The sequence below is a fragment of the Salinimicrobium marinum genome (genome assembly GCF_014651535.1).
Taxonomy (GTDB): Bacteria; Bacteroidota; Bacteroidia; order Flavobacteriales; family Flavobacteriaceae; genus Salinimicrobium; species Salinimicrobium marinum.
Genome location: NZ_BMXB01000003.1, coordinates 20,895 through 47,118 on the forward strand (window position 1 = coordinate 20,895; position 26,224 = coordinate 47,118).

A 26,224-nucleotide genomic window follows, 5' to 3' on the forward strand; every position below is an offset into this window, starting at 1 on the left:
ATGAAATTCAACATATTTTTGCTGATCCTGTTATGGAGTATGGGATCGTGTCAAAGTCAGCACTTACCGAAGCAACAGGAAACGGATTCCATCCCCTTGGATTCCGCAGTGCGCTATGGGAAACTGAATAACGGTTTTACGTATTACATACGGAAAAACGAGGAACCTAAAAAAACAGTGGAGTTAAGGCTAATAGTCGGGGTCGGTCGAATCCATGAAGATGAAGATCAATTGGAATACCCTCATCTTTTAGAACATGTCCTTGCAGGTAAAACCAGGAATTTTCCAAATGTAAAGGATTTTTTTAGTAAAGTAGGAGGCTATAGTTCTGCACATACGGGCACCCGTCTCACAAGTTATGAAGCACGGATACCTTCACAAGATAAGCAGGTGGTGAAAAATGGAATAAGGGTTTTGAGGGACTGGGCGCAGGGTCTTATCTGGGATCAGGAATTTATTGACGTGCAGCGTGCAGCCGTAGAGGGGGAAATGAGGGTGTATGATCCATACCGACAGTGGATAAATGAAACTACAGAGCGGGAGGTGTTGAAAAATACTGGTTATAAAATATATGGTGATGATAAACGCCTGGAAAACCTCAGAAATTTTAACTCAGAAGCTTTTAGGCGATATTATAAGGATTGGTATCGGCCGGACATGCAATCGGCCATTGTCGTAGGGGATATCAATGTCGATAGTGTGGAGCATGAAATCAAACGGCAGTTTTCGGAATTGGAAACTTCTGAAAACCCGAAGAGTGGGAGAAAAAGAATTACTTCACATATTATCAATCTGGATGGATCAAATCAATTTTCCACGGTGGTCGATACTTTGCACCAAGAATTGAACCTAAGGCTGATTCGTCTCAGACCAAATTTCGAAGGATGGCAAAAAAACGGGGAAGATTATCAGAAAATGCTGTTGCAGCAACTCTATACCACTGTTTTGGACAAAAAAGCAGAACAACTGGAACAGCAATACGATCCTCCCTTTAACAATTTTACCACCAGGTACGGGGCAAACCAAATACCCGATTATCAATTGGATGGAAGCCTCATGAGTGTGAAATTGGAAACGGATGATCTACTAACATTGAAAAAGGATTTTCAGAGAGCTTTGATCGCGTGGAAACAAATGCATCTTTCATTTAATCAGTCGGACGTGGAAAAGGCAAAAACAGCCTTACTTGAAAAATATACTGATGCAAAATGGATGAAATCTAAATCCCTTAGCCATAGATATACGTGGCACTTTTCATACGGAAAAGCCGCACCCCACCCGGAGGTGGAGGCAGAATTGGTTTCAGATCTTCTTTCCGGTATTAACCTCGAAGATCTGCATGAATTTATATCAGAGAATGGGACTCTCGATAAAAATACAGTGTACATTTTTTTTAAGGGCACAGACGTAAATATGCCAGATTATGGAATTTATGAGCAATGGATTAAAGAAATCGATACAATGAAGATTAAACCATTGGCAGAACAACAGACAATTACCACGCTGACTGATGTGGTAGATATACCTTTGTTAAATGTCATGGATGAGGCGGAAATAATTGAAAATGAAATAGGAGTTTCGACCGTTAACCTTACAAATGGGATAAAAGTGGTACTTAAACCATCCAAACCCCGTACTGGCTCTTTGGTAAATACAATTTTCCTACAGGCTTTTCGTCCCAACAAAATTCCTGTTCAAAACCGGCAGGAATATTTGGTAGCCAGAGTGGCTCCACAAATACTACAACATATGGGTGCGGGACCATTCAATAAATTTGAACTGGACCGGTTTAAACGAGAGAAGGGGATCCAACTTGATTTTCGTACAGACAAAGATAACCAGATGATTTACGCAGCATCTAAAAGTGAGGATTTACCAGAGCTTTTCAATCTGCTTTACCTTTATCTGGAGGATCCCAGGAAAGACGAGAGAGGCTTTGATGCCTGGAAATCTGACCAAAAATTGAAATTAGAAGGAAAGGGTTTTAGAGGGTCAGATTATTTTTTTATGGAAAGAATAGCAGCATCCTGGTATCCCCAGATCCCTGTTTTAAAAAGGGAAGACTTGCAGGAAATCGATGTGGAGCAGGTAGATCAAGCATTAAACAAGTGGTTTTCGAGTATTGAAGACTTTACATTTATTGTGACCGGAGATTTTAATAAGGACACGCTGCTCCCCCTGCTGGTCAATGTCCTTTCTGCCTTTCCTGCAAAAAATGAAATTTTACCAGCTGCATTAAAGCACATAAATTTTCCAGTAAAAAGAATGGAGAAAAACCTGGAACTAAAAAATACGGACCAGGTTTACATCAGTCTGTTTTTTCCGGTAAAAGTCCCCCGGGATATAAAAACCTTGGTTGAGCTCCAGCTTGTATCAAAAGCTTTACATCATCGTATATATTCTCGGCTGCGTAATGGCTCTTATTCTCCGATTGCCAGAGGAGAATGGATGGATTTTAAAAAAGGGATATTTGCTTTTCGAATAGATTTTGACAGTGCGTTGGGTAATGAAGAGAAGATGATTAGTCACGCAATGGAGGAATTTAGAAAATTAAGAGAAATTGGAGTAGAAAAGGAGTGGTTGGAAACTACCATTGCTAATGAGGTGAGAACATATGAAAGTCGTTTTGATAATTTCGGTTATATAAATTTCTGGCCCGACTATTTGCAGTCAAAACTGCAGGAAGGGGAAGATCCGGTTCCCGGTATTTTAAACTATGGCACTTTAATGGAACATTTTACAACAATGGATGACATTAATGCAGCGGTTAAAAAATATATGAAGGAGGAGCATTTTCAGCAATTCTTGGGATATCCGGAAGGGCACCATCAGGAAAATAAACCTTTAGAAAGGTGCAACATTCAGGAAGAAAAAAGGTGACATTTGTTAATCAGTAAAAAATCTATTCCTGGATGGAAGGAGGAGGTTTTGCTAGTGGAAACTCCTAAAAAAGATATCACTTCAGGAAAATTTCCTGAAGTGATATCCCATTACACATTATGAAAACTAAATTTTTAAAAAGGAATAAAGAGTACATCGCCCGGACGATGTACTCTAACCTAAATTCTAAGGATTAATGATGATTGGTTCATCAGTACCACTTTGCTTTGGTTCCTCATCGCCCATTTCATCATAAAGGTCATACACAGGGCCATTTGTGCCCAATTGTACCCGACAGTCGGTTCCCGTTCCAAAGCAATCCTCTTGTTCACTAATAGCTTTCCAGGATCCGTTGACTAAAATGTAGTCATTAGCCTGCTCTTTCGGATCTTCTTTAAGGTCTGTGGTCGTAAAGGCCATTCCTATGGCACATACAAATACCAGCATCGGAAAAATTAAAGTTCTTATTTTCATGATATTAAATTTTAATTATTAAACAATACCTTCTTATTTATACAGGTAGGTTTTTCCCTGTATCATCGCGCAATAATATTTTTAAGATAAAAGCCAATCTTAACAGCTTTCTTCTGTCTTTTATTTGTTGATTTTCAGTTAGGTAAATATGAAAATTAAAACTTAACAAAAGCGGAGGTCAACTTATCAAATCGGAAGAGTTTGGTTCTGCCCCTATGATTTTTGAATACGCTTTTTAAAATCACGCGGAGACATTTCAGTGTAATTTTTAAAGTGCTGTGAGAATTGTGGATAGGAGGTAAATCCCATTTTACGAGCTATGTCTTTTAAGGAGAGATCGGTATTAGCAATAAGGATTTTGCTTAGTTCGATACGCTGTTCCCTGTGGTACTGAAAAGGAGTCACACCAAAGATTTCCTTGAAGCCAGTTTTTATTTTATGCTCATTGGTATTAAAAAGAGAGGCCAATTCATAAACAGGTTTAAGCGGTTCCTGAAGGTGATCTATAATGTACTCTTCTATCTCATGAAATAGTTGCTGGTCCCAATGGGAAAGTTTATTCATTGTAGTGTTTTCGCGGAAATTGAAAACATCATCTTTTTTTATATCTAGCAGGCACGAAGTAACGATATATATCACTGCATCCGGATAGGGTATTCTTGTTATTACGGAATGTAGGTTGAGGTTTAAATGATCATAGCTTTTGTAGTTTAGAGGGAGGATTGTAAAAGTTTGCTCTTGTTTCAGAGGTTCAAGGATCTTTTTCTTCCATGCCGCACGGGATTTTGTAGTAAGTAGGTTTACAAACGGTTTATCCAGAATGTCATCTGATCGGGTGCTATTTTCAAAGCTTTCTATCTCACAGCAATAATGAACCACCTCACATTCCTGGTTGAGTAGAAAGCTAAGGGTTTTAATAACCACTATCCCATTCTGTCGATTGAACCACAGGAATTGATTTCTGTTCTTATGTAGCTTTTCGGCTGTCATATTGAGAAGGGCAATCAATCCCTCCAACTCATCGTGATGACTTGATCGTTCTATTTTGAAAGCCAAATTTCCTTTGGCCAATTCGAACAACATCCGGTATACCCCCTGTAAATTTGCCTTGGTAAATTCCCGTTCCATAATTTTGTGGTTATTAGACTATTTTATTGACTGTGGGATTTCAGGAATTTTAGAGCCTGGATTTTGTGCTTAAAAATTCCGGCAGGTAATCTTCTCCTGTGGGTTTCCAGGAAAAATTCAGTGAGCAGGATGTTCAGGGGAGAGGGGGTATAAAAAGCGACGGCTTTGATAAGAAGAGTGCCTTCTCTGGAAAGGTAATCCAGCGCATCAGTATCTGCACTTACAATTCCCGAGGGATCACAAAAGACGGCATACTCCTGGTTTCTTTGAAAAGCAAGTCGACTGCGTAGGACTTCCATGGCAGTTTGTTTGGTCAGGACAAGATGGGACCTGTATTCTATAAAAAGAATGGTATCCTCTATCCAGAGCTTCGCATATTCACCTTCAAACATCATCCGGATTTTTATTTGATTGTCGTTACGGAACCTAAATCACCCTATCATTTAATAATGAGAAATAACAACTAAGTATTTGTCCTTTAGAGTTTATAAGTTTTCTCTAATGATTTTTTTTATGCGGTATTCTTTTTAATATTTTGCAACTTCTAGCTTTCTGAATCGTATTTAATAAAAAATACTAATGATCTATTACAGTTAGAGGATCATTATTAAAGGAAGAAATATTCAGAACAAACCATTTAATAGTGAAAAGAATACTGTTTTTTCTCAGCGTCATTTTTGTTGTTACTCTATCCTACCTGATTCCCTCATCGGAATTCATGCTGTTGGTCTTAATAGCGCTAGCTCTTTTATTTCTGCTGGTCTGCGGATTCATTTTAATTTTTAAAAATATTAATAGAAGGTATTTTAAAATTCCGCTTTTAATTATAGGTATTTGTTTTCTTGGAGTTGTAGTTTCCCTGTTTCGGCCTTATGAAAAAAGTGCAGTAATGACTTCGGGGAGCTTAGGTAAAAAACTACAATACGCTTATGAAACTGATCAAAACGATCGTAAGCAACTAAGGTCATTCATTGGACTATTCAGTAAATTAAATGAGAGAGACGATAAAAGACTGACCCAGGTAAAAGAACTATCCCAAGACAGGAAGTTACTAAAGCCAATGGATAAGTTCTATGCAGCATTTATATATCACCACAGTGATAACAGTACTGATTATGAAACCGCATCCAAATTATCAGCTCAGGCTGCAGAAAGTGAGAAATTGCAAGATCATTACCAGGTTCAGTGGTTAAAAAAGGCGGCTTATGACAGGTATATGGTATCGTTAGGGAAACCTGAAAAATATAATACCCAAAATAGCTTTGGTATTAAGGTGGAGTGATTTCCTGAGTGACTTTTTTTTTCGTAATACTAATCTGCATTGTTTAGGTAACTAACGAAGATGAGATGGTTTTACTCCAAATCTCTTCTTGAATTTTCGAGAGAAATGTGAGGCACTTTTAAAACCGCAATCCAGAGAAATTTGTTTTATGGATTGTTCTGTATTTGTCAAAAGCATTACGGCTTTTTCAAATCTTTTTTCACGGTGAAAATTGTATACTGTATCTCCATAAATAGCTTTAAATCCTCTACGCAGCTTGGATTCACTGGCACCGATTTCCTGAGCCATAGCCTTAAATTTCGGCAATGGCTTGTCAAGATTTTCCAGGATTTTCAGATATAGCTTCTGAATGATTTTTCTATAGGATTCCAGTCGTAATGCTTTACTACCTCCTTTTTTAAAGTCCTCAGTAGATTTCATGGAATTCTTTAGGATTTCCTCTAATTCCTGATTCCTATAGACAATTTTAAAAGCTGTAACCAGTATTCTCTCCAGTTCTGGAAATAGAGTGATTTTCTGGAAGGAGCATTCCGCAGCTACTATCAGGGAATTAGGAGCTTTAAATTCAAGGGACAGCCTCTTGTGGTCACCAGAATCAAGGCCGTTCAATTTTTGGATTTCCCTAATAAAATTTTTTTTACTCTCTTTTGCAAGAAAAGCTGTGAAATCATGTTTGAACAGCTGGGAAGAATCAATTTCAAAAAAAGAAAGTACCTGAGGGCTTGCTCCTAACACCTGAAAATCCTCATCCAGTATCCATGAGGCCTGAACCAGATATTTTGCACTTTCTTCGGGATTGATCTGATGAAAAAGACTTTTTAGTTCTTCAGTCATCATGTTTAAAAGTGCAATAATTGTTTCTCCTTCATCCTGCCGGTCTTTAGGTTCCAGACGATAAGAAAAGTTGCCTGCAGCAATTTCAAAAATTAGTTGCTTCATCTCATTGAGACGATGAAAGTTTCCTGACCATTCCATACATCAATATTTTAATCGTTCATTGAAGGCGGCAGAAATCCTGGTCTATTTTATTTTGTATTTTTCCAGGAAACTGAGTGCTTCAGTTTTTGTTGTAAATATTTGTGTAGGGATAACAGGTTTACTTGTTCTTAGGTAGAGATAAATTGTTGCTTCAGAAAATGGAGGTTCAACCAAAAAAGCTACTGCTTTGGTAAGGATGGAGCCTTCCCTGGCTAAATAATCCCGAGCGATTTTTTCAGAATCTTTAACCATTCTTAAATCACACAAAACCGGATAGGAAATTTCATTCTGGAGCTTTAATCGATCCATAACGATTTTCTTGGCCGTATCCAGTTGAAGGATTGTTTGAGGCTTATAAATAAAATACAAAATGCCTTCACTAATCCAGAGTTTTGCATATTCATTTTCAATGGTCATAACTTACTGAGTATTATGCTACTAATGTAGGAAAAAAATTATTCAAAAAAAGATCATTTTAAAATTCAGAAAATCCTTCTCACTTCATATCCATGGAATTTGGGGCTATTCGAGGCAATTTGACTGTAAATGTCAATTATTTGACTGTGACAGTTTTTTTTTTGTTCTGTAGGAGTGCGACAATCTTTTCTTCAATTTCTTTTTTTAGCTTGTAGGTATCTATTAGTTAAGGATTTAAAAACAATTCATTATGGCAAAAATCAAACACAATAATTTTCTGGATACAGTGGATGAAGTTATTTCAAATGCAACAGATGCAGGAGTAATTCATTTAGATGCCGAAGGAGATCATCTGAGTGGAAGAAAAATAAGAGTAAGGGGAAAGGATTCCTTCCATTTTGGCACTACAGGGTACCTTGGGCTAGAGCAGGATATCCGCTTAAAGAAAGCTGCCGTTGATGCAATCCTAAAATATGGCACCCAGTTCCCACTCTCTAAAACCTACATTTCCCATCCTCTTTATTCCCATCTGGAGGAGAAGATGGAATCTATTTATAATCACCCTGTAATTATTACAAAAAACAGTACCCTCGGTCATATGGCGGTGATCCCTACAGCCGTAAGGGATGAAGACGCCGTAATATTAGACCATCAGGTACACTGGAGTGTTCAGAATGCCGCGCAAATATTGAAAACAAGAGGGATTCCGGTTACACTCATCCGGCATAATAACCTTGAAATGTTGGAGACACGGATCAGGGAGTTTACAACCAAAGCAGAAAAGATATGGTATATGGCAGATGGGGTGTATTCAATGTATGGTGATTTTGCACCTATTAAAGAATTGATGGGATTATGCAAAAAGTATCCGCAGCTGCATTTGTATTTTGATGATGTACATGGGATGAGTTGGAAGGGGCGAAACGGGGCTGGCTACGTAATGAGCGTATTGGAAGAGCTTCCTGCGAATGTAGTTTTAGTAGGAACATTAAGTAAGACATTTGGAGCGAGTGGGGCAGTGGTGGCTTGTACTAACAATTCCTTGTTCAGGAAAATAAAAAACTTTGGAGGTCCCCTGACCTTTTCGGCACAACTGGAACCGGCATCCGTAGCAGCTGCCATTGCTTCGGCTGATATTCATCTTTCCGAAGAAATTTATAGTTTACAGGATGATCTCCGGGAGAAAATTGAATACTTCAATAGACTTCTGTCACAAACTGAACTACCACTTATATCAAAAAATGATTCTCCGGTTTTTTACATAGGTACAGGTTTACCGGCTACAGGGTATAATCTTGTCAATAGGTTAATGAAGGAAGGTTTTTTTGTCAATTTAGGTTTGTATCCTGCAGTCCCTGGTAAAAATACCGGGGTAAGAATTACAATTTCACGACACAACCACCTGGAGGATATCCTAGCTCTCACCGAGGCTATGAAATATCATTGCCCATTAGCCTTAGGGGAGACAGACAATAACTTGGACAGGATAGGAAAGGCGTTTCGAATAGAGACTGCAGCCTCAATCAAGACCGGAAGGGAGTTGGGTTCTTTAAAACTGCAGTATGAGCAAACAATAAAGGGCATACCTAAAGAAGAATGGAATAGTTTAATGGGAGGAAAAGGTACCTTTAATTGGGAAGGTCAGCTTTTCCTCGAACAGGCTATGGCCGGAAGCACGAAGCGAGAACATCAATGGTTATTTCACTATTTTATGGTGAAGGATGGAGATCAACATCCAGTCCTGGCGGCATTCCTAAGCAATTCGTTGTGGAAAGACGATATGACCGCACCCGCATCCGTATCAAAAAAGCTGGAAGAAATAAGAAAGGAGCAACCGTATCATATGACCTCTCATGTCCTCTCCCTGGGGTCTACCTTTACCGAGGGGGAGCATCTGTATATTGACAGAAAACATCCAAAATGGAAAGAAGCATTAAAATTGCTGTTGCATGAAATCGAAAAATTATCAGATAATTTAAAGACCGAAATGATCGTCTTACGAGATTTCAAAGAAGATAATGAACTTGCAAGGATTTTCAATGATGAAGGCTTTATTCCAATGGAGATGCCCGAAGCTTGCATCCTTGAGAATATGAATTGGAAAGATGAAGACGAGTATATGGAGAAACTAAGTGCCAGGTCCAGGAGGCACTTTAGGAAAGAAGTTTTATCCTTTGAAAATAAGTTTGAAGTAGAAATACTTAAAAAACCTACCGATTATGAAATCGACCATTTTTATCAGCTATACCACAGAGTGAAGCAGAACAATTATGGAATTAACACCTTTGCTTATCCAAAGGAATTATTTTCAGCTATGGCAGATGATGTCAATTGGGAATTTATAGTATTAAAATTAAAGCCATCATTTTATGAAGGCCCAGAGCCTTTAACCGTGGGAGTCATGTTTTGTTATAAGAATTCAGATATTACTTATGTGCCTTCTCTGATTGGAATAGATTATACTTATGCAACAGACTTCCAGGTGTACAGGCAACTTTTATATCAAACTATCAAGCGTGCAAAAGAGCTAGGTTTTCAAAGAATTGATTTTGGATTGAGCGCCTCCTTCGAAAAGCGGAAACTGGGGGCTACTATAATTAAGAAATTCGCTTATATCCAGGTGGAAGATAATTTTAAGATGGAAAGTCTGGGAATGATGAGGAACGAATCCTGAGAACACCCGGAAGAGCTGTAAGTTATTTAAGGAATCTCCCTACAATCCTTCTAAACTAATTAAAATTTGAGAGTCCCTTTACCCTTTTATTATTTAATGATTCAAGGTAACAATGAGATGTTTGATGATGTAATCCATAGCTTTCATAAAGCATTGAGCACTAAAATTCTGGACATCCCCGATTCTCTAAAAAAAGCGGATGCGGGTATAGATTTGTGTAATAATACCTTGTCACAATTAAAGGAACTAATTGAAAAAGAAGATTTTGAAAATGTTCCTGATGAAATAGAATTCTTTAAAAACATAAAGCCCTGTCCCATGAGCTACCTGATTTATTTTACAGAAGTCAGGTCTTGCGAATTGAGGAAACCTATAGCCGGTGATAATTTCCAATTGAGGTTCTTCGAGAAGGAATTACGAAAAATCAATAAATTCTTCCACAAGAACAATGATTTTGTTCATTACATGGAGCAGGGGCATTCCTATATGGATCATCAATTATTTACCCGGAACCACCGCAAGAATTTTCCATTTACTCCTATGATCAATTATTATCAGTACCCCGAATTTTCCACTTCCCATGATATGTTGTGGTCGAAGGTTCAGGCTATGTACAGGTTCATCCATTATGTCAGAGAGTCTATGCAGGAGTTAAGGTCAGGTCAAAAAGAAATATTTAAAGAGAAAAAACATAAAGTTGTGGTTTGGTCAGGTTCAAAGACTGCCCTTGTGGAACTTATTTATGCTTTACACGCTACAGGGGATCTAAACTATGGCACAGCAGATCTAAATGCATTGATTTCCTCTTTTGAAGATTTCTTCAACATTCGACTGGACAACTTCTACAAAACCTTTTCTGAAATCAAAGCCCGCAAAGGGAACAGGACAAAATATCTCCAAAATCTTATACTAAACCTGGAGGCAAAAATGGCCAGAGATGACGAAGAATAATTTTCGTCCTACGAAAATGAGCATCGAAAAAATTGTCACTCATCAGGCCCTTTTTACTAATATTGCAGCCGAAAATTACATTGAAAAAGGGACATTCAGCTAAAAATTTATGAGTGTTAAATTTTTTCGTACTACGAAGCCTCTTGTGAATTCTTCTGACTTCTACACTTTGTCACCCAAAATTCTCTGGGAAAATATTCATCAGTTGTTTTTGCCTTGGGTTGGTAACTAGAAGATGTTCTATTTCGGTCCCATCAGGCAACTTTGCGGTAATGCTGTAAATTGTTTTGGCTATTTCAATAGCCTTATTAGCGCTGATTTTAGCTTTCTTTTCCTTGAGTTGTCTATCTAGTTCTCTGTGTATTTTATAGGCAACAAAGGAGATGCAAATATGGACCTCAATGCGTCTTTGCAGTCGGGAATGAAGCCTGTCCAAGTAACGATAAATTTGTTGTGAACTAATTTCAATCTCTTTGTAAAGAAAGAGGTATTCTGTGGTTTTAAGTTTGCTCACTGGCTGGATAAGCCTGGAAAAGACTAAATATTTAAATAGAGAATCTTCTATTTTATTAAAGCCGATATCATTAAAAATGGCTCCTAATAACCGCTCGGTGCCAACTTCCTTATGAGAAGAAACAGCATTGAAAACAGCGTGGAAAACTGATTTTGTATCACTGAAATTTAAAACTTGTCGGCCCTGATAGTTCTGGATGTACTCTTTTCCCTTATTAACTAATTCCTCAATTACCTTGGGCTCTTGAGAGCTCCCAATAGTTTTCAATAACTTCGAGTCGCCATCAACCTCGCAATGATCTGAACACTGATAACACCACTTTTATTTTTCTTCTTTCGTACAAACATGTCTAAAAATAGTAAAATAAGTGCTGGGTCACCCAAAATTACAAATCAAAAAGACTTAAATCACTAATATATAGTGTCTTATGCTTTTTGAAGCAGATTTATGTCGAAGTCAGGAAAAAGGGACATTCAGCTAAAAATTTATGAGTGTTAAATTTTTTCGTACTACGAAGCCTCTTGTGAATTCTTCCGAATTAATTGCCACAAATTAGCATAATGAATTACTAATCAGCACCAGGAAGTGCTACTAAAAAAATCATTATGCTACAATCGTTCTATATAGCAGTTTATTCCAATTCTGGAATTTACACCGTTTCCCCAGGTCTTTTTTATCAAATAGGGAAGAGGTGATACGAATGGGAACGATAGGTTCAAAAGCCACGTATCATCGCTGCCTCAAAAATCTTCATTACTGGAAATACATTGTTTATCTGCCCTCTTTCAACCCTTAAAAAGGAATTCGGATTAAGCTGCTAAAATTCAGTACAGGTTTAGAAACAGGTAGTATATAGACAAAGGTACCTTATACCAACACTATCAAACAAAAAACAAACAATAATAAACAGGCTTGCACTCCGGAAATAAATGAAATAATAAAAATTTTTAAAAAAGAAAAATGTCGTGTAACGGAAGGAGAGAGGTTTTACAATTATTACCGCGGGGTGGGGTGGAAGATCAGTGGACAACATGTAATTACGAATTGGAAAACCATAGCTAAAAACTGGATTCTCCGTCTCAAAGAAGGACCTCCGGAAAAAATAAGAAAGCTGAGAAAAAAGATTATCTGAAAGTAACCAAAAACAAATGTTATGATCAACCCTTGTGAAATAATGGAAGGAGATGTCACCTTTTCGTTGGGAAATCTCAAGAAAAAAGAGGTGCATTACGATTTCTCCAAAATTTTAATTTATCTCGATGCCAAAGGAAAAATTCTTTTTGGGAAAAAATTTAGGCTTCACGAGGAGGACAGGGAAACCCTCTTCAAGTTAAGTATTTATTTCATTCAGGATAAAGAAAAATGTGAAGCATTAGGAATAGATCCTCAAAAGGGGATTCTTTTAAATGGACCTGTAGGATGTGGAAAATCGTCTTTAATGAAGCTTTTAAAATTCATAGTACCACATCATCGGCCGTATGAAGTCATGTCCACCCGCAATATTGCTTTTGCATTTAATCATTTAGGATTTAAAACCATTGAAGATTATGGCAATAGCGGTTATTTCTGTTTTGACGACCTGGGCATTGAACCAGAGGGGAGGTATAACGCTAATGATTGTAATGTGATGGGGGAGATACTCCTGTCCCGTTACGAGCTCTTTCTTCGGCACAAAACAAAAACCCATGTAACAACAAATTTAAATTCAGATGAATTAGAGGATTGTTATGGAGCCAGGGTAAGGAGCAGGATGCGGCATTTATTCAATCTCATAGCATTTGCCCCCGATTCACGTGACAAAAGAAAATAAAATATCAGATTATGAAAATAGCAACTTTCAACATGGAAAATATATTTCACAGGGACCGAAGTCTTGTGAAGAAATCAGTAAGCCAGTCTTTGACTGCATGGATAGAAGAATTTGATGATTTGATGAAGAGGGATTCTCGAGTGGATAATGAATTCGTACGAATGAGGGAGTTATCCTTTCTGTTAGGTTTTCATAAATCATCCCTGGAACCTTACGTGGTTATGCGAAGAAAAGCGGGACAACTTTATCTACGAAAAAGGAACGCCTGTTTAGATTACAAGGCATCCCATCTTACCCATTGGAATGGATGGATTAAATTATACACTACTCCAATTGACGAAATTGCTGTGCAGAACAAAGCTAAATTGATTACAGAAGTTAATCCTGATATCCTGTTATTGCAGGAAGTGGAAGACAGGCAGTCACTAATGGAGTTCAATGAAAACTTTTTATCTGAGGATGTAAGATTTGATGAAGTAATGGTGGTACCAGGAAATGATCCGAATGGCCTTGATTTAGGGATCATGACCAAAAACGGGTACGGTATTGGATCTATAAAAAGTCATTCGAATGCTTGTGTGAATGGTCAAATTATTTTTGAGAAAGATTTCCAGAGGTACGAAATTTTTACTCCCGGGGGTACATCTATATGGATATTATCAGCTCATCTAAAAGAAACAGGAGCGGATATTGAACTAGCATTCAATAAAAGACGCTTTCAGACAAAATACATTTCTGAGGTTTATGAGTTGCTCACGACAGCCGGTCATAAAGAAATTGTAATAGCCGGAACCTTTAATTCTCCATCCTATTGCGCTTCACTCTCCCCATTGTTACGTGAAACATCTCTAAAGGAGGTTCAGAAGCACCCGACATTCAATGTTGATTATGATGAAGGGAAAGATGCCTCTTACCATAGCCTGGGAGCCTATAGAATGGGAGTAAATCTAAAACAGAAAGATTATATGCTATTATCTCCAGAATTATTCAAGAAGGTACGAAAAACTGGTATGAACAGAAGAGGAATATGGCCTGAAAAGAGGGGGCAATACCGTATTTACGAAAGTGTGCAAAGTGAGACTCAGCAGGCAAGTTCACATCCTATAATCTGGACAAAACTCTCCACCTGACTATAAAAAAGAAATTAAGTTTTCACTGAAACCTGTACCACCGTTTTGATGTACCCTGGAAAAAAATAGGATAAAAGTTCCAAACCAACTACTAAACATTATCATGTCTGGGAAAACAGATGTTAAAAGCCGTTCCTTCGTTTAATTTACTTGATACACTTATTTTTGCATCATGTTCTTTCAGAATATGCTTTACTGAATTAAGACCGATTCCTACTCCGGTTTTTTTATTCGTATAAAATGCGTCAAACAGTTTATCCACTTGCTCAGGTTCAAGTCCATGTCCATTGTCTTTATTATTAAGGACGTAGTCAGTTGTAGATTTTTCAATATTTACTTCTAACAACCCGCGGCCAGGAGGTGTGGCCTCACAGGCATTAACTATAATATTTAAAATGGCAATTAACAACTTTTGTTCATCAGCCTGAATGAAGCAGGGAGTTCTGTACTTCTTGACGACTTTTACACCTGCGAGGTAAATCCTATCTTGAGTATTGGAAAGAGCCTCATCCATAATTCTTGCTAAATCTTCTCTTTTCAGGACGGATGGTGAGTAATTTGAAGAATCAAGTAAACCACTGACCATATCATTAATTGTTTTTGTGCTTCTGCTTTGTATGTCAAGATAATTTGTGATTTCTTCTTTCTTGCTATCAATTTTTTTCCTGATAAGATCAGTTGCCATACCAATACTCGCTAATGGATTACGTAGTTCATGTGCTAAGGTTCGTGCTATTTCTCCTTGGATAGATAATTTCTCTGCTTTGATTAAATCCTTCTGAACCTTTTTTTGCTGAGTGATATTTCTGGCTAATAATACATATTCATTTACCCAGGAAGAATCCCTACGATGAAATATTTTTCCTCGGACGCTGAACCATTCCCAATAAGTGCCACTCAGTTTTACCCTGATTTCTATATCATGAACATCATCATCTGAAGATTTTAGTAGTGCTTTATGGAAATTTATAAGCTTTTCCCGGTCCCATGGATGAATAAAAGATATTACTTTAGAAGGATTAATTCCCTGAATTCGTTCTTTGGTCAAACCTTCTTTCGGAAGAATATCCTTATTTATGTATCGTACTGTGAAAGTATTAAGGTTTATAATTATAATAGTCTCAGGGGATGTCCTAACTAACTGCTGTTTAAACCTTATGGTTTCCTGTAGTTCCTGGGCCTCGGCCTTCCTTTCACTAATATCTTCAATAGCAGTTATTAAGAGGTTACCATGGGATCTTGCAGTGAACCGGAACCAGTGGTGATAACCTTCTTTATCATAAAAAAACTCCTTATCTAATGGCACACCTGTTTCCATCACCTTTTTCAGGGCATCAAAAATTCCCATTATTACCCCGTACCTAGTGATCACCAGGTAAGTACGGCCTACGGGATTAACGTCTTTATACATTTCCCGCAGTACTTTATTTATCATTAAAAACCTGAAATCTTTAATGGTTCTATTCGCATTATATATGACTTTAAACACCGCTATGGCCTGGCTGGTTGTATCAAATACAGTTTGTAACAATTCTCGGCTATCCAGAAGGTTTTTCTGGTCTTTGACTGCTTGTTTTTCAAGTAATTTCTTTGCCTTTTCTAGTTCCTTCTTTGTTTTGATAAGTTCCTCTTCAGCGCGTTTACGTTCCGTAATATTCCTAAATATTACTGTAACCTGCCTGCTAGTATTATTCCCTATTTTAAAAGCATAAAGATCGAACCAGAAATTATTGAATTCCTCAGATTGAAATTCAAACCATACTGACTCTCCATGGATTGCGATTTTTCGATAGGTTTGAAGGCGCTTCCTTCCATAGTATGGAATTATCTCCTGGATGGTCTTTCCCTGTACATTCTTTAAATTAATATGGTTTTCAAAGGCAGGATTTGTCTGTAGAAAGAGATAATAAACAGGATTACCTTCGCTGTCATAGATCATTTCAATTATGCTCAAACCATCATCCGAAGAAAAGAGCAGGTCTTTATATTTATTTGCAGGTTTGAAGTTTTCCGTGATTTAACTATTAGGTTCTTTTTCTGGCTCCAACGCAAGGAAAGCGAGAGTGATTATTACCGGTTCCTGTTCCTCATAATCTTGCCTATATGTATATGGTCTACTGCGAAAACAGAATCTATTCCAGGCACCTACGTTTTTTTTTATCCTTGTAAAATGAATTTTTCTCTCCAGCTCAAGTATCTTCCTTAAAGTTTCGGTCGTATATCAAGCCATCATCCTGCCCATTAGGTTTCATAATCTTCAGATTTTATTTTAAAATTTTACATTTCCATTAAATCTAGTTCTAAAATAAGTTAAAACCACGGCCCTACAATTAGGGTGAGTATTCTTCTTAATTATTTTCACATCGGACTAATTTTTAAATCAACATCCGATGAAAAAAACACTTTATGCCAGTCTTGGCACCATCCTTTTCACGATCCCCACATTTGCCCAAATAGGGGGTATTGAAAATTCCGTTAATGAAATTGCCAGAACAATACGGGCAATATTCCCTGTCATCCTGAGCATCATCTTCCTGGTAGGTTTCCTGTTCAATGCCGGACATTTTTTTGGTGAAAATGCCGACCTCAAAAAGGGAATCACTCGAGTGCTTGTGTTTGTTCTAATTGCAGGGGCGGTCGTTGGGATCTTCACTTACCTTATAGGAATGGTAGTATAATGAAACGCTACGAGATCTATAGAGACATCAGGAAAAAGGCTTTGATCTATGGCCTTCCTGTTCCATTGTTTGCATTAATGATGATCAGTATTATCGGGTCACTGCTAGTGATCATTTTTTCCTTCAGTTTATTGATGATCATTGGGGCTGTAAGCCTGAACCTGGTGATGTACGCTGTTCTTTCAAAAGTAGCTGCAAACCCTCAATGGATGTACTTCAGGAAAGTATTTCCAGTACTTATTTCCAGTAAGAAATCCTCTGAAATATTTTATGAAAATTAATCTAACAACATATTATCCGATTGCAGATATCCATGGGAATATGGTTTTTGCCACCAACGGAAATGTAGTGCTTTGTTATGAAGCAGAGCTGCCGGAAATATATTCTTTGTCTGAAAAAGATTTCGAGGAATTGCACGGGGTCTGGTTTCAGGCTTTCCGATCGTTGGTACCCGGTTGTGTGATCCATAAACAGGATATTTACAGGAGGATGGATTATAGTGCAGAAAAGCTTCCGAAGGAAAGTTTTTTAGCAAAGGCTACCTACGAATATTTTAAAGGGAGACAACATTTGGTGCATAGGTGTTTGATATACTTTACGTTGCCTAAGAATAAGGCGCTGAACAATCCAAAATATGTCAATCCTTTCAGGAAAATCCCGAAGAAGATAAGCGTTCAAATGGAAAACGACCTTTCGGATTTCACCAGGGCTGTTAACGACGTGGTTTCTTTTATTAGTAATAGTAAAAAACTGAAGTTGGTTCCCCTGGTTGAGGGTGAAATCCTTAATCTGTCAAATTCTTTCTTTAACGGATTCAATGAAGATTTTGATACGGACATTCTTCTGAACGGTTCCCATCTTCAGATAGGTCAAAACTTGTTCGATGTTCTCGCTATAAATAGTGAATTGTGCTTTGGAGAATATGTACAGTCCAGCAAAAGGAATGACCATTTTACTTCAGATGATTTTGTTTTTCATCAGGGCTTTCTTGACGGGTTAGGACTTGACTTACAAGAAAACCATATAGTGAACCAGGTTTTTTATATGGATGATAAAAGGAAGTGGCGCACCCTGCTTGAAAAAAGGATAGAAGAACTTAAAAAGAGCAGCAACTTTGGCAGTCAGAATAAGGTCATCCAGCATAAATTAGAACAGATTTTCAGGAAAATAAATGAGGATGACTCCTCCAGAATAATTCGCGGACATCTCAATATCATTTACTGGAATCGTAGTGAGGCAAGTCTGGATAGGACTACCGCCAAAATTAAAACCGAATTCAAGGAACTGGACATTATTCCTCATTACCCCCTGGGAGAGGAACGGAAGAACTATTTTCTCAACAGTTTCTTCTGTTTCACTTCCAATTTTTGCAGTGATGATCTCTTTGTTAGTGATCTCAAACATGCTCTATGTCTGTACATCAATAACACCAATTATAAATCAGATGAGAAGGGGATCATCTTCAGTGATAGACAACAAAATATTCCAGTCTTAAAAGATGTCTGGGATGAACAAAAGAAAAGGATCAAGGCAAGGAACTTCGCCATTTTTGCTCCTACGGGGGAAGGAAAGTCATTTCTGGCGAACAACATCCTGCGACAATATTTCGAGAATGGTACCAGGTTGGTTATCATTGATCTCGGAGGTTCTTACAGTAAGTTCGCGAAGCTTTATCCAGATGATCATTTGATCTTGAGGTATGAACAGGGAAAAAATCTTGGTATTAATCCCTTTTACATCCGCAGGGATGAAGACCTTAATCCCCAACACCTGGAAGACCTGACCACTTTCCTTCTCGAACTTTTTGCAACAGGTGTGGAGATTTCAAAAGGGCTGGAAGTGGCCATCAAGAAGATCCTGCAATATTACTACAAGGAGAATCAGGAAACCTATTCGATGAATAGCTTCTACAGCTTTATTGAAGCGAACGAAAAAAACCTTCTTTCACACCTTCACATTCATCCAGATTATTTTAATGTGGACAATTTTCTCCACATCATGTCAGAATATGTAAAGGAGGGACTCTACAGCTTTCTGTTCGAGATCCAGGAAGACCAGAGTTTCCGGATAGAAGAGAAACGGCTGATCGTTTTTGAGTTGGATGAGATCAGGGACAATAAAGAAATACTTTCCGTCATGCTCAAGCTGATCAAATCTGCTATTCAGAGGACTATTTGGCAAAATAGGGCGGAAAAAGGAGTGATTCTCTTTGATGAGTTCGCTAAACAATTGAAATTCGATAATGTCCTGGAGAGCGTGGAATTTTATTACCAGGCAATCAGGAAACAAAACGGGGCCATTGGGATTATCCTTCAGTCCATCAACCAGCTTCCGCAGAACGCTACTTCGGCCAGTATCCTCGAGAACACCCAGGTGATTTACAGTCTGCACAATGAAAAAGGTTATGACCAGCTTCAGAAGCGGTTAAATCTTTCCAGCCATGATTTAAACCAATTAAAATCCATTAAGAACAAACTCGTCGGGGATCAGAAGTATACCGAAATGTTCATCAAAATTGGGCGGGAGAGTAACATTTTCAGGTTGGAGGTACCCAAAGAAGTTTATGCCGCCTTTCTTACAGACGGGAAAGAAAATGAAGAAATACTACGGTATTACGAGAAGTACGGCTCAATGGAAATGGCGATTAATGAGTTTGTAACCAAAAATCTTTAACGATGAAAAAAAAATTAATAACATTTTTAATGGTAATAATCAGCTGGCAAACAATGCAATCACAGGGAGTTCCGGTATACGATAACACAAATTTTCTTGCCCTCGGTAAATCTTTAATAGAATCGGCTAAACAAACTTCGGAGCTATTAAAAACCGTCCGATTCCTCAAAGAGCAAAAAGAGCGGGTGGAGCAGGTCAGCAGGGCCATAAAGCAGCTGAAGGCGGTACAGGAAATTGTACAGAACAATCAGCGGCTCTTCAATATGGTACAGCGGGATCTGCGTCATATCTTAAATTCCCCCTATGTAAAACCGGAGGAGGTCAACCGCATTTCAGAATCCTTTAATTCCATTATAGAGATTTCCCTTCAGGACCTGAATTTTATGCAGCAGCTTCTTTCGAGTAATGTTTTAAGTATGACAGATGCTGAGCGGCTCTATTTACTTGAAGAACAAAAAAAGCGATCCCGGGAGATGATTTCGGAGATCGAATTAAAGAAAAGAAGGTACACCAACATCATCGAGTTCAGAGAAGCTCAGGCCAAACTAAACCATCGCAAGATTAACTACTAGAATGATGATGACCTCCATAGGAATCGAATATATAGATGCAGTGTTCACTACTGTCAAGGAGAGCAGCTTCTCCCAGTATACCATCGTGGGAATGAAAGCTCTTGCCCTGGTTTTCTTTCTGGTGAATATCATTAAGAAGTACAATGAAAGAGCGGTAAACAGTGATGGATATTCCTGGGGGCTTACACCGGGAGAGCTTATTAAAAATTTCATCGTCGTCCTGCTGGTGATCTTTTCCACACAAATTCTGAATTTTTTTGATGAGGTGCTGGTTTCTATAGAAACCCAGTACAGAAATACAGCTCCGGCACTTCTTCCATTGCAAATGCAGGATTTGGAAATTGAGGAAGATATCAATTTTGTTGAAGCGGCCTCGAAAGCGATGAGTCTGTTATACGAGTATCTAATTACTCCTTTCTACCCCATGAAAGTAGTGGCATTTATCGTCGGTCTCTTTTTGTGGTTAATGGATCTGTTCATCTACCCGTTATTTCTTGCGGAGCGCTATTTTTTACTAGGACTGTTGCAGGCATTTTTTCCACTTGTAATGGCGATGGCTGTGTTTGAAAAGTTCCGGGAGATGGGATATCGTTTTTTCAAATTATATGCAGCTGTGTATATGATCGTTCCGGCTTTCTTTCTGGTCAATGTCTTCATAAATCTATTGTATGAAGAAATAAACAACAACTTCTGGGGAAACCTAATGGGGACAGGATCTCAAAGTGGGGTGTTTGCACCTATTGTACAGCTTGGTTCCATTGGATTCATCGTTTTTTTAAAATTTAAATTATACAGGAGAGCGATCTCTTTTACATTCCAAATTTTTGGTTCCTGAACATAATCAAACATCATGAAAACACCTTATAAAAGCATTTATTCCGTCCTGAAGATCAACCGGTTTATAGTACTGAGCGTAGTAATTGTAGCATTCCTGAGTAATGTCTTCTCCCTTTGGTCTGTTTTTGACATTAACAACAAGATGCTTAACAGCATGTTCGCGGTAAATACAGATGGCTCAGTCATTCCACTGAAGCTTATTTCAGAACAAGAAAATATCGAGGTAGAAGCATTAGCACATCTGGAGTTATTTCATCAGTACTTCTACGGCCTGGATGCCAGTAATTTTGAAAGAAATTTAGAAAAGGCACTGTGGCTGGGGGATAGTTCCGTGGATAATATTTACAGACAGAAAAAAGCTGACGGGTTATATAACCGGCTCATTCAGTATTCTTTGGTGCAGAAGGTAAACGAGGTAGATACAGAATTGAATCTAGCAGCAGAGCCATATGAATTCCGGACTACAATAACCTTTGAAATAAACAGAGGATCCGTGGTGGATGTTTATACCATGGTTACTAAAGGTCAATTGGTAAAAGTCGACAGGCATTTTCCCCGGAATACCCATGGATTATTAATCACAAATTTTTTTGAAAACAGTTTAAGAAAAGTGGAAAATGAAAATTGAGAAAAACAAAATCGTCTTTTTTAGTGTGGTGGCTATTGTTATTATTTTCATTGTTGCTTATACGACATTGATCCTAATGAAGGATGAGCAGGCTATGGAACATTTGGATCAGCCTTTGGTGCCCGAACTTAAGGAGGACAAAGTAAATTATACCTCAAAACTGGATGCACTTAATGACCTTAAGGAGGTTCATCAAACAGATCCCCCCAGCATATATTCTGAACAATTATTGGATTCTCTGGGGGCTTTTGATCCTGTACAGGAAGAAGATGATCAGCAAAGGGTGGCGGATAGTATATATTCCTATGGAAGTATGAATTATAAGATAGAAGATTGGGGTGAAGGTTATGAAGAGGAAACTTATCTCCCTGACCTGGATTCACTGGAAAATAGACCCTTGGAACAGGCAACTACCACAGATGATTTTTCAATTGCCCATAGAGAGTTTTTCCGTGTTACCAAACGAGACCAGGTTTTACCAGAAGCTGCGGAAAGAACTGACACCCTAATAGCGGCAAGAGTCCACGGCAACCAGGTGGTACGGGTGAATGATAGATTGGAGCTAATCTTATCCCAAACGGCCCTGATAAACGGGAAGAGATACTCGGAAAACACCCTGATTTATGGTTTTGTCAGTCTTCAGCCGAACAGGTTACATATCAGGATAACCCATATTAACCATACAGCTGTTGACCTGAAGGCTTTCGACCTGCAGGACAGCAATGAAGGTGTTTATGTAGAAAATAGTTTTAAAGCAGAAGCGTCAAGAGAGGTGCTGGATGATGTAGTACAGGACATCAATATCACAGGAGTTCCGCAGATTAGCGGGATCAAAAACATTTTTAGGCGTAACAACAGAAACCTGAAGGTTACAGTTTTGGATCAATATGAACTTATTTTAAAACCTCAATTATGAAGAAAATTTTATTCATCGTTCTAATAGTTTCACATAATGTGTTTGCACAGCACAACAAAGTTTTGGATACTATTTTTGCCAATGAGAAGCACAATGTCTCCCTATTTTTTCCCAGTCAGGTAAGGCAGGGAATCGTAGGAGCAACTAATTATACTTTCAGTTTTAATGAAGAGAATCCACAATACTTTGGTCTGCTCAAGGCATTGCCGGGAAAAGACAGTAGTTTGTTGGTTCTGACCTCTGATGGACAAATCTATTCCTGGTATGTAAAGTACAAAGAGCACCTGCCACAACTGAATTATTTCGTGAAACCAACGGCAAGTATAGGCAACGAGATTCCTGTACTGGATGAGCAAAATATAGCTAAGGAAGAAGTAGCTATTGCAAATGATCAAAAGGTACTGAAAGACAGTACAGCGAAATTGAATTACTTCCAGAAGCTTTCCCAATATTACCTAAATACGTCAACGGGACATTTGAAATCCAGTAGGAAGGACAGGCTGAAGCTGAGTGTCAAAGACCTGATTAATTACAGAAGGGAAACCTACATTGTATTTGAACTCGAAAACAGATCTGAAATAGATTTCGAAGTAAACTATCTGAATGTCTATCTCACGCAGGGAAATAAAAAGCGGAATGCATCCTATCAAAAACTGCTGACAAATCCATTATTCAAATTAAATTTTCCAGAGATAATAAGACATCATCAGAAAAAGATATTCGTATATGTATTGCCAAAGTTCACTGTGGGTGAAAATCAACGGATAGAGGTAGAGGTACGCGAAAAGAGGGGGAGTAGATATTTAGATTTGAAGTTCAGAGGATAAAATTAATTAGAATGATCAAATTGCTTCCATAGTCAGTGTCTTCTTCAGGATAATTTTTAATTAGCAGTATTATTTTAAACTCGTAAAAATTGCAGGAGTTTTATCTTTCGATTTTTCCATCTATTTGTCCTTTTTGCCCAGGAACAGGAGGGGCTGTAAGAAAATTAAGATTTTAAGGAATGGCAGGCAAATATGTAATTTTTGAAGAAATAAGATAACCAAGCATTCCCTTACTTTCCAAAGATTTTCCTCGCCTGGCCATGAATTCGTTCAAAATTTGCCTTAATTTCATTTTCAGAATAGCCTTTAAATTTCAGAGGTAGATTTTTTTCAATGTTTTCAAATTTAAATTTTACCAACTGCTCCTTGCCATCGGCAAAGCTGACAAATTCTCCAGGTTGTAATCTGAAGAACGCATCCGACCGGATTTTGGAAACCTCCCGTTCACTTTTCGTAATCCTTGTGTCAAAATCCAGTCCTTCACCCCGATTAATGCTGATACTCTGACGTTTTACAATTTCAAAGAAGCGCTCGTAATATTTTGCTGTGTCAGGATCATTCACCTTCCCAAAGAACTGGTAAGAGAGATTGCTAAGGATTGCTCTGCTGGCTTTATCACCATAAAGCAATTCATTCTGTATTTTATCCTGCATGACGTAGAGCGTAGCGATGTCATAGCTTCTTAGGGTGGCCGGAATACGGTGCATATGAAGCAGTCTTATGGTTGGAGCTTCTTCCATAAGCAAGAAGGACGACGCTCTGTTTCGCACACTCATTTGTTTGGAGATGGTATGAATAATTGTCGCAATAGCAGGAGAGTAGGCGGTTTCAAATTTTGGATTATTTACTATAGAGACTACCGCAGGATTCTCAGGATTATTAATATCCAAAGGAACTTCATCAGCCGACAACGTCATAAATATACGGTGAGTGCTCAGTTTTTTCAGAGCATTGGCAAGCGTACTTTTTACGGCTGCGGTTTGTCGTTCAGATTCTATCCCGCTGATGAAGGCATCAGCCATGGCTTTGGAGGTGAGATCGGAGCTAAGGAAATTGACAAGGCTTTCGGTGTTCAGAAACTGATAAATTGCTATTAGATGGGGCAGGGTACAAAAGTCAGGATATGTCGTTCTCAGTTTCCAGATGAGTCCGGAGATAAGGCCTTCTACGGTATCATTGAAGAATTTTGTAGTGCCGGATGAGATGGAATCCTTTTGTTCCAGCAGATTCTCCAGCAAGACCCGGGAAACTTCGTTCACACTTTCTTCATCGGGTAGATAACGGGGGGCAATAGGATTTACCCGGTGGTAAATATTATCGAAGGAAACAATGTAGAAAGGAATCTCATTATCCTTGAAAAGGGGGTAAGCGATTTCTGTAAGTTCAAAGCTTTTATAGTCGTGGATCACTCCACAAAATGAATGTTTACTTAAATGTTTAAGAAAATTATAAATCACACTTTCCGTTTTGCCGCTACCTGCGGCACCAATTATAGAAACGCCCCTTCTGAAGTTTTCAATAGTCAGTTTCCCTTCCTTGAGTAAAAATTTCACCTGGTATTTTTTAGGAATATCTCTTCTCGCTTCAGTATTCACGAATACATATAACACCGTATTTAATAAAAGTAGAGGAAGAAGGTACCACAGGATCAGTACAAGTAAATGATATAATTCTGTTTTAAATTTTTGATGCAAGAAGAAAATAATTAAAATCAAGGAGAGATTAATGAAATAGCCCCAGTCGGTCTTTTTCAGGCTATACCAGAAGATCCCACTGGCGGCGAGGAGAGTAACAACACTGTAATAAAATTCTGTAATCATATTTTTAATATCCAATGGAACTAGACCTGATGCCCACTTCCAGGGCTTTCTTTAAATGCTTCAGGGCGAACGATAACTGGTTAGGGGTTATATTCAGGTGAGGAATGGAAATCCCTGTCTGACCGAGGATCTGGAAAGCTATTCTTTTTTCTACCACTGATAAAGTGTTTAAGTGCGCGTAATACTGTTTAGGTTGCTTTATGAAGGTTTTCCGTGCCAGATAAGACTCTACGTAATTGCGATTGTACCCGAATAGTTTATCAAAAGTCTTTTCAGCTTTTTCAAAGAACTGATCCCTTTCGAACCCTCGTTTAACAATTTTTCCATGCATCATCACTTCAGAGGAGCGATATTTACTCCCGGGAGATAGGCTATAGGAATTAGAAGCATCTTTTCGGCTTACAATAATGTGGATGTGTGTTTGTAAGCCTTCCTTTCCCATGCCCTGTCGGATTATTTCACCGTTGATCTTATGTGGAGCTTCCAATTTCAGCCTATGCAGCTCCTTTTCGATTGCCCGGATATTCCCTTTTATTTCACCTCGAGAGACTTTGCGGATTTTGTTTTCCAGTTTTTTAATTTCCTTTACATACGGAGCATTTTCCTTTATTTCCCTGTCTGTTCCTTTAAAAGAACGCTGGTGTTCAACTTTAGCAAAATACTTAATGTCAGTTATGTTAATGGGTTTCCCGTTGATTTCTCGATTAAAGGTGCGGGCATATTCTTTCATTACTTCTCTGGTATATTTCTTAAGAGAATCGATGTTATTCCCGACATGTTTTAATTCGTGCCTGGAGGGATTGATGGTGATGGAGTAGTATTTAGGTTCAATTTTATTAAGTTTTGCCGTGTTCGCGTCAATTTCCTGTATCACTGTAGAGGGATTTAGATTCTCCCCATATTGATTGAAAAACAATTCCAATTGCCCCGATTCCCTGCTTTTGTTTTCCTTTTCAAGGTAGGAGACAAAGTAGCTGACACTTTGGGAGTAGTTTTGAGATAACTTCTGAGGAGTAATAGTGAGATACATTCTAT

General features: G+C 38.2%; 22 protein-coding genes and 1 pseudogene. 14 read left to right on the forward strand and 9 right to left on the reverse strand.

Annotated elements, in window-relative coordinates:
• The gene (locus tag IE056_RS06535; RefSeq protein ID WP_189603900.1) at positions 1-2,880 is read left to right on the forward strand and encodes a M16 family metallopeptidase; all 2,880 of its coding nucleotides are present in this window, start codon (positions 1-3) and stop codon (positions 2,878-2,880) included.
• A gap of 186 nt (positions 2,881-3,066) precedes the next feature.
• Here the strand turns inward: IE056_RS06535 and IE056_RS06540 are convergent, their stop codons facing one another.
• The 3 genes from IE056_RS06540 to IE056_RS06550 form a co-directional block, all read right to left on the reverse strand.
• Positions 3,067-3,354 carry a DUF6520 family protein gene (locus tag IE056_RS06540; protein ID WP_189603901.1) on the reverse strand — a complete coding sequence of 96 codons (288 nt, stop codon included), beginning with the start codon at positions 3,352-3,354 and terminating at the stop codon, positions 3,067-3,069.
• 213 nt (positions 3,355-3,567) lie between these two features.
• Positions 3,568-4,482, reverse strand: a complete 915-nt coding sequence (locus IE056_RS06545) for a helix-turn-helix domain-containing protein (protein ID WP_189603902.1) — start codon at positions 4,480-4,482, stop codon at positions 3,568-3,570.
• A 23-nt stretch (positions 4,483-4,505) separates the two neighbouring features.
• Positions 4,506-4,877: a DUF7793 family protein gene (locus IE056_RS06550; protein ID WP_189603903.1), complete on the reverse strand. Its 372-nt coding sequence runs from the start codon at positions 4,875-4,877 to the stop codon at positions 4,506-4,508.
• A 248-nt stretch (positions 4,878-5,125) separates the two neighbouring features.
• Between IE056_RS06550 and IE056_RS06555 the strand changes: the two genes are divergently transcribed.
• Entirely contained in the window at positions 5,126-5,764 is a 639-nt protein-coding gene (locus IE056_RS06555; protein ID WP_189603904.1) for a hypothetical protein, read from the forward strand.
• Between the two features lie 51 nt (positions 5,765-5,815).
• Here the strand turns inward: IE056_RS06555 and IE056_RS06560 are convergent, their stop codons facing one another.
• On the reverse strand, positions 5,816-6,739 hold the full coding sequence (locus tag IE056_RS06560) for an AraC family transcriptional regulator (RefSeq protein WP_189603905.1): 924 nt from the start codon (positions 6,737-6,739) through the stop codon (positions 5,816-5,818).
• Between the two features lie 45 nt (positions 6,740-6,784).
• The gene (locus IE056_RS06565; protein WP_189603906.1) at positions 6,785-7,159 is read right to left on the reverse strand and encodes a DUF7793 family protein; all 375 of its coding nucleotides are present in this window, start codon (positions 7,157-7,159) and stop codon (positions 6,785-6,787) included.
• 250 nt (positions 7,160-7,409) lie between these two features.
• Between IE056_RS06565 and IE056_RS06570 the strand changes: the two genes are divergently transcribed.
• Both IE056_RS06570 and IE056_RS06575 read left to right on the forward strand, forming a co-directional pair.
• Entirely contained in the window at positions 7,410-9,833 is a 2,424-nt protein-coding gene (locus IE056_RS06570; protein ID WP_189603907.1) for a bifunctional aminotransferase class I/II-fold pyridoxal phosphate-dependent enzyme/GNAT family N-acetyltransferase, read from the forward strand.
• 66 nt (positions 9,834-9,899) lie between these two features.
• Entirely contained in the window at positions 9,900-10,784 is an 885-nt protein-coding gene (locus IE056_RS06575; protein WP_229793676.1) for an RteC domain-containing protein, read from the forward strand.
• Between the two features lie 397 nt (positions 10,785-11,181).
• Here IE056_RS06575 and IE056_RS18830 read toward each other — a convergent pair.
• Positions 11,182-11,645, reverse strand: a pseudogene (locus IE056_RS18830) (IS1634 family transposase); the annotation flags it as partial.
• Positions 11,646-12,451: 806 nt separating this feature from the next.
• Between IE056_RS18830 and IE056_RS06585 the strand changes: the two are divergent.
• The gene (locus IE056_RS06585) at positions 12,452-13,108 is read left to right on the forward strand and encodes a P-loop NTPase family protein (RefSeq protein ID WP_189603909.1); all 657 of its coding nucleotides are present in this window, start codon (positions 12,452-12,454) and stop codon (positions 13,106-13,108) included.
• 11 nt (positions 13,109-13,119) lie between these two features.
• Positions 13,120-14,238, forward strand: coding sequence for a BamA/TamA family outer membrane protein (locus IE056_RS06590; protein ID WP_189603910.1), 1,119 nt, complete (start codon positions 13,120-13,122; stop codon positions 14,236-14,238).
• 91 nt (positions 14,239-14,329) lie between these two features.
• Here the strand turns inward: IE056_RS06590 and IE056_RS06595 are convergent, their stop codons facing one another.
• Positions 14,330-16,192 (reverse strand): sensor histidine kinase, encoded by a 1,863-nt coding sequence (locus tag IE056_RS06595; protein ID WP_189603911.1) that lies wholly within the window; start codon positions 16,190-16,192, stop codon positions 14,330-14,332.
• A gap of 436 nt (positions 16,193-16,628) precedes the next feature.
• Between IE056_RS06595 and IE056_RS06600 the strand changes: the two genes are divergently transcribed.
• The 8 genes from IE056_RS06600 to IE056_RS06635 are packed head-to-tail and all read left to right on the forward strand — an operon-like array spanning position 16,629 to position 23,369.
• Positions 16,629-16,916 (forward strand): hypothetical protein, encoded by a 288-nt coding sequence (locus IE056_RS06600; RefSeq protein WP_189603912.1) that lies wholly within the window; start codon positions 16,629-16,631, stop codon positions 16,914-16,916.
• Positions 16,916-17,197, forward strand: coding sequence for a hypothetical protein (locus IE056_RS06605; protein ID WP_189603913.1), 282 nt, complete (start codon positions 16,916-16,918; stop codon positions 17,195-17,197). Before IE056_RS06600 ends, IE056_RS06605 begins: the two co-directional genes overlap by 1 nt.
• Complete coding sequence (locus IE056_RS06610; protein ID WP_189603914.1) at positions 17,187-19,589, forward strand: TraG family conjugative transposon ATPase; 2,403 nt, start codon at positions 17,187-17,189, stop codon at positions 19,587-19,589. Before IE056_RS06605 ends, IE056_RS06610 begins: the two co-directional genes overlap by 11 nt.
• Before the next feature lie 2 nt (positions 19,590-19,591).
• Entirely contained in the window at positions 19,592-20,161 is a 570-nt protein-coding gene (locus IE056_RS06615) for a conjugal transfer protein (RefSeq protein WP_189603915.1), read from the forward strand.
• A gap of 4 nt (positions 20,162-20,165) precedes the next feature.
• Positions 20,166-20,996, forward strand: a complete 831-nt coding sequence (locus tag IE056_RS06620) for a hypothetical protein (RefSeq protein ID WP_189604068.1) — start codon at positions 20,166-20,168, stop codon at positions 20,994-20,996.
• A 15-nt stretch (positions 20,997-21,011) separates the two neighbouring features.
• On the forward strand, positions 21,012-21,626 hold the full coding sequence (locus IE056_RS06625) for a conjugal transfer protein TraK (protein WP_189603916.1): 615 nt from the start codon (positions 21,012-21,014) through the stop codon (positions 21,624-21,626).
• On the forward strand, positions 21,616-22,542 hold the full coding sequence (traM, locus tag IE056_RS06630; RefSeq protein ID WP_189603917.1) for a conjugative transposon protein TraM: 927 nt from the start codon (positions 21,616-21,618) through the stop codon (positions 22,540-22,542). Before IE056_RS06625 ends, traM begins: the two co-directional genes overlap by 11 nt.
• Positions 22,539-23,369, forward strand: a complete 831-nt coding sequence (locus IE056_RS06635) for a DUF4138 domain-containing protein (RefSeq protein WP_189603918.1) — start codon at positions 22,539-22,541, stop codon at positions 23,367-23,369. Before traM ends, IE056_RS06635 begins: the two co-directional genes overlap by 4 nt.
• 230 nt (positions 23,370-23,599) lie before the next feature.
• Here IE056_RS06635 and IE056_RS06640 read toward each other — a convergent pair whose 3' ends face one another.
• Both IE056_RS06640 and mobB read right to left on the reverse strand, forming a co-directional pair.
• Entirely contained in the window at positions 23,600-25,189 is a 1,590-nt protein-coding gene (locus IE056_RS06640) for a type IV secretory system conjugative DNA transfer family protein (protein WP_189603919.1), read from the reverse strand.
• A gap of 4 nt (positions 25,190-25,193) precedes the next feature.
• Positions 25,194-26,219, reverse strand: coding sequence for a MobB family relaxase (gene mobB / locus IE056_RS06645; RefSeq protein WP_189603920.1), 1,026 nt, complete (start codon positions 26,217-26,219; stop codon positions 25,194-25,196).
• Between the last annotated feature and the right edge of the window lie 5 nt (positions 26,220-26,224).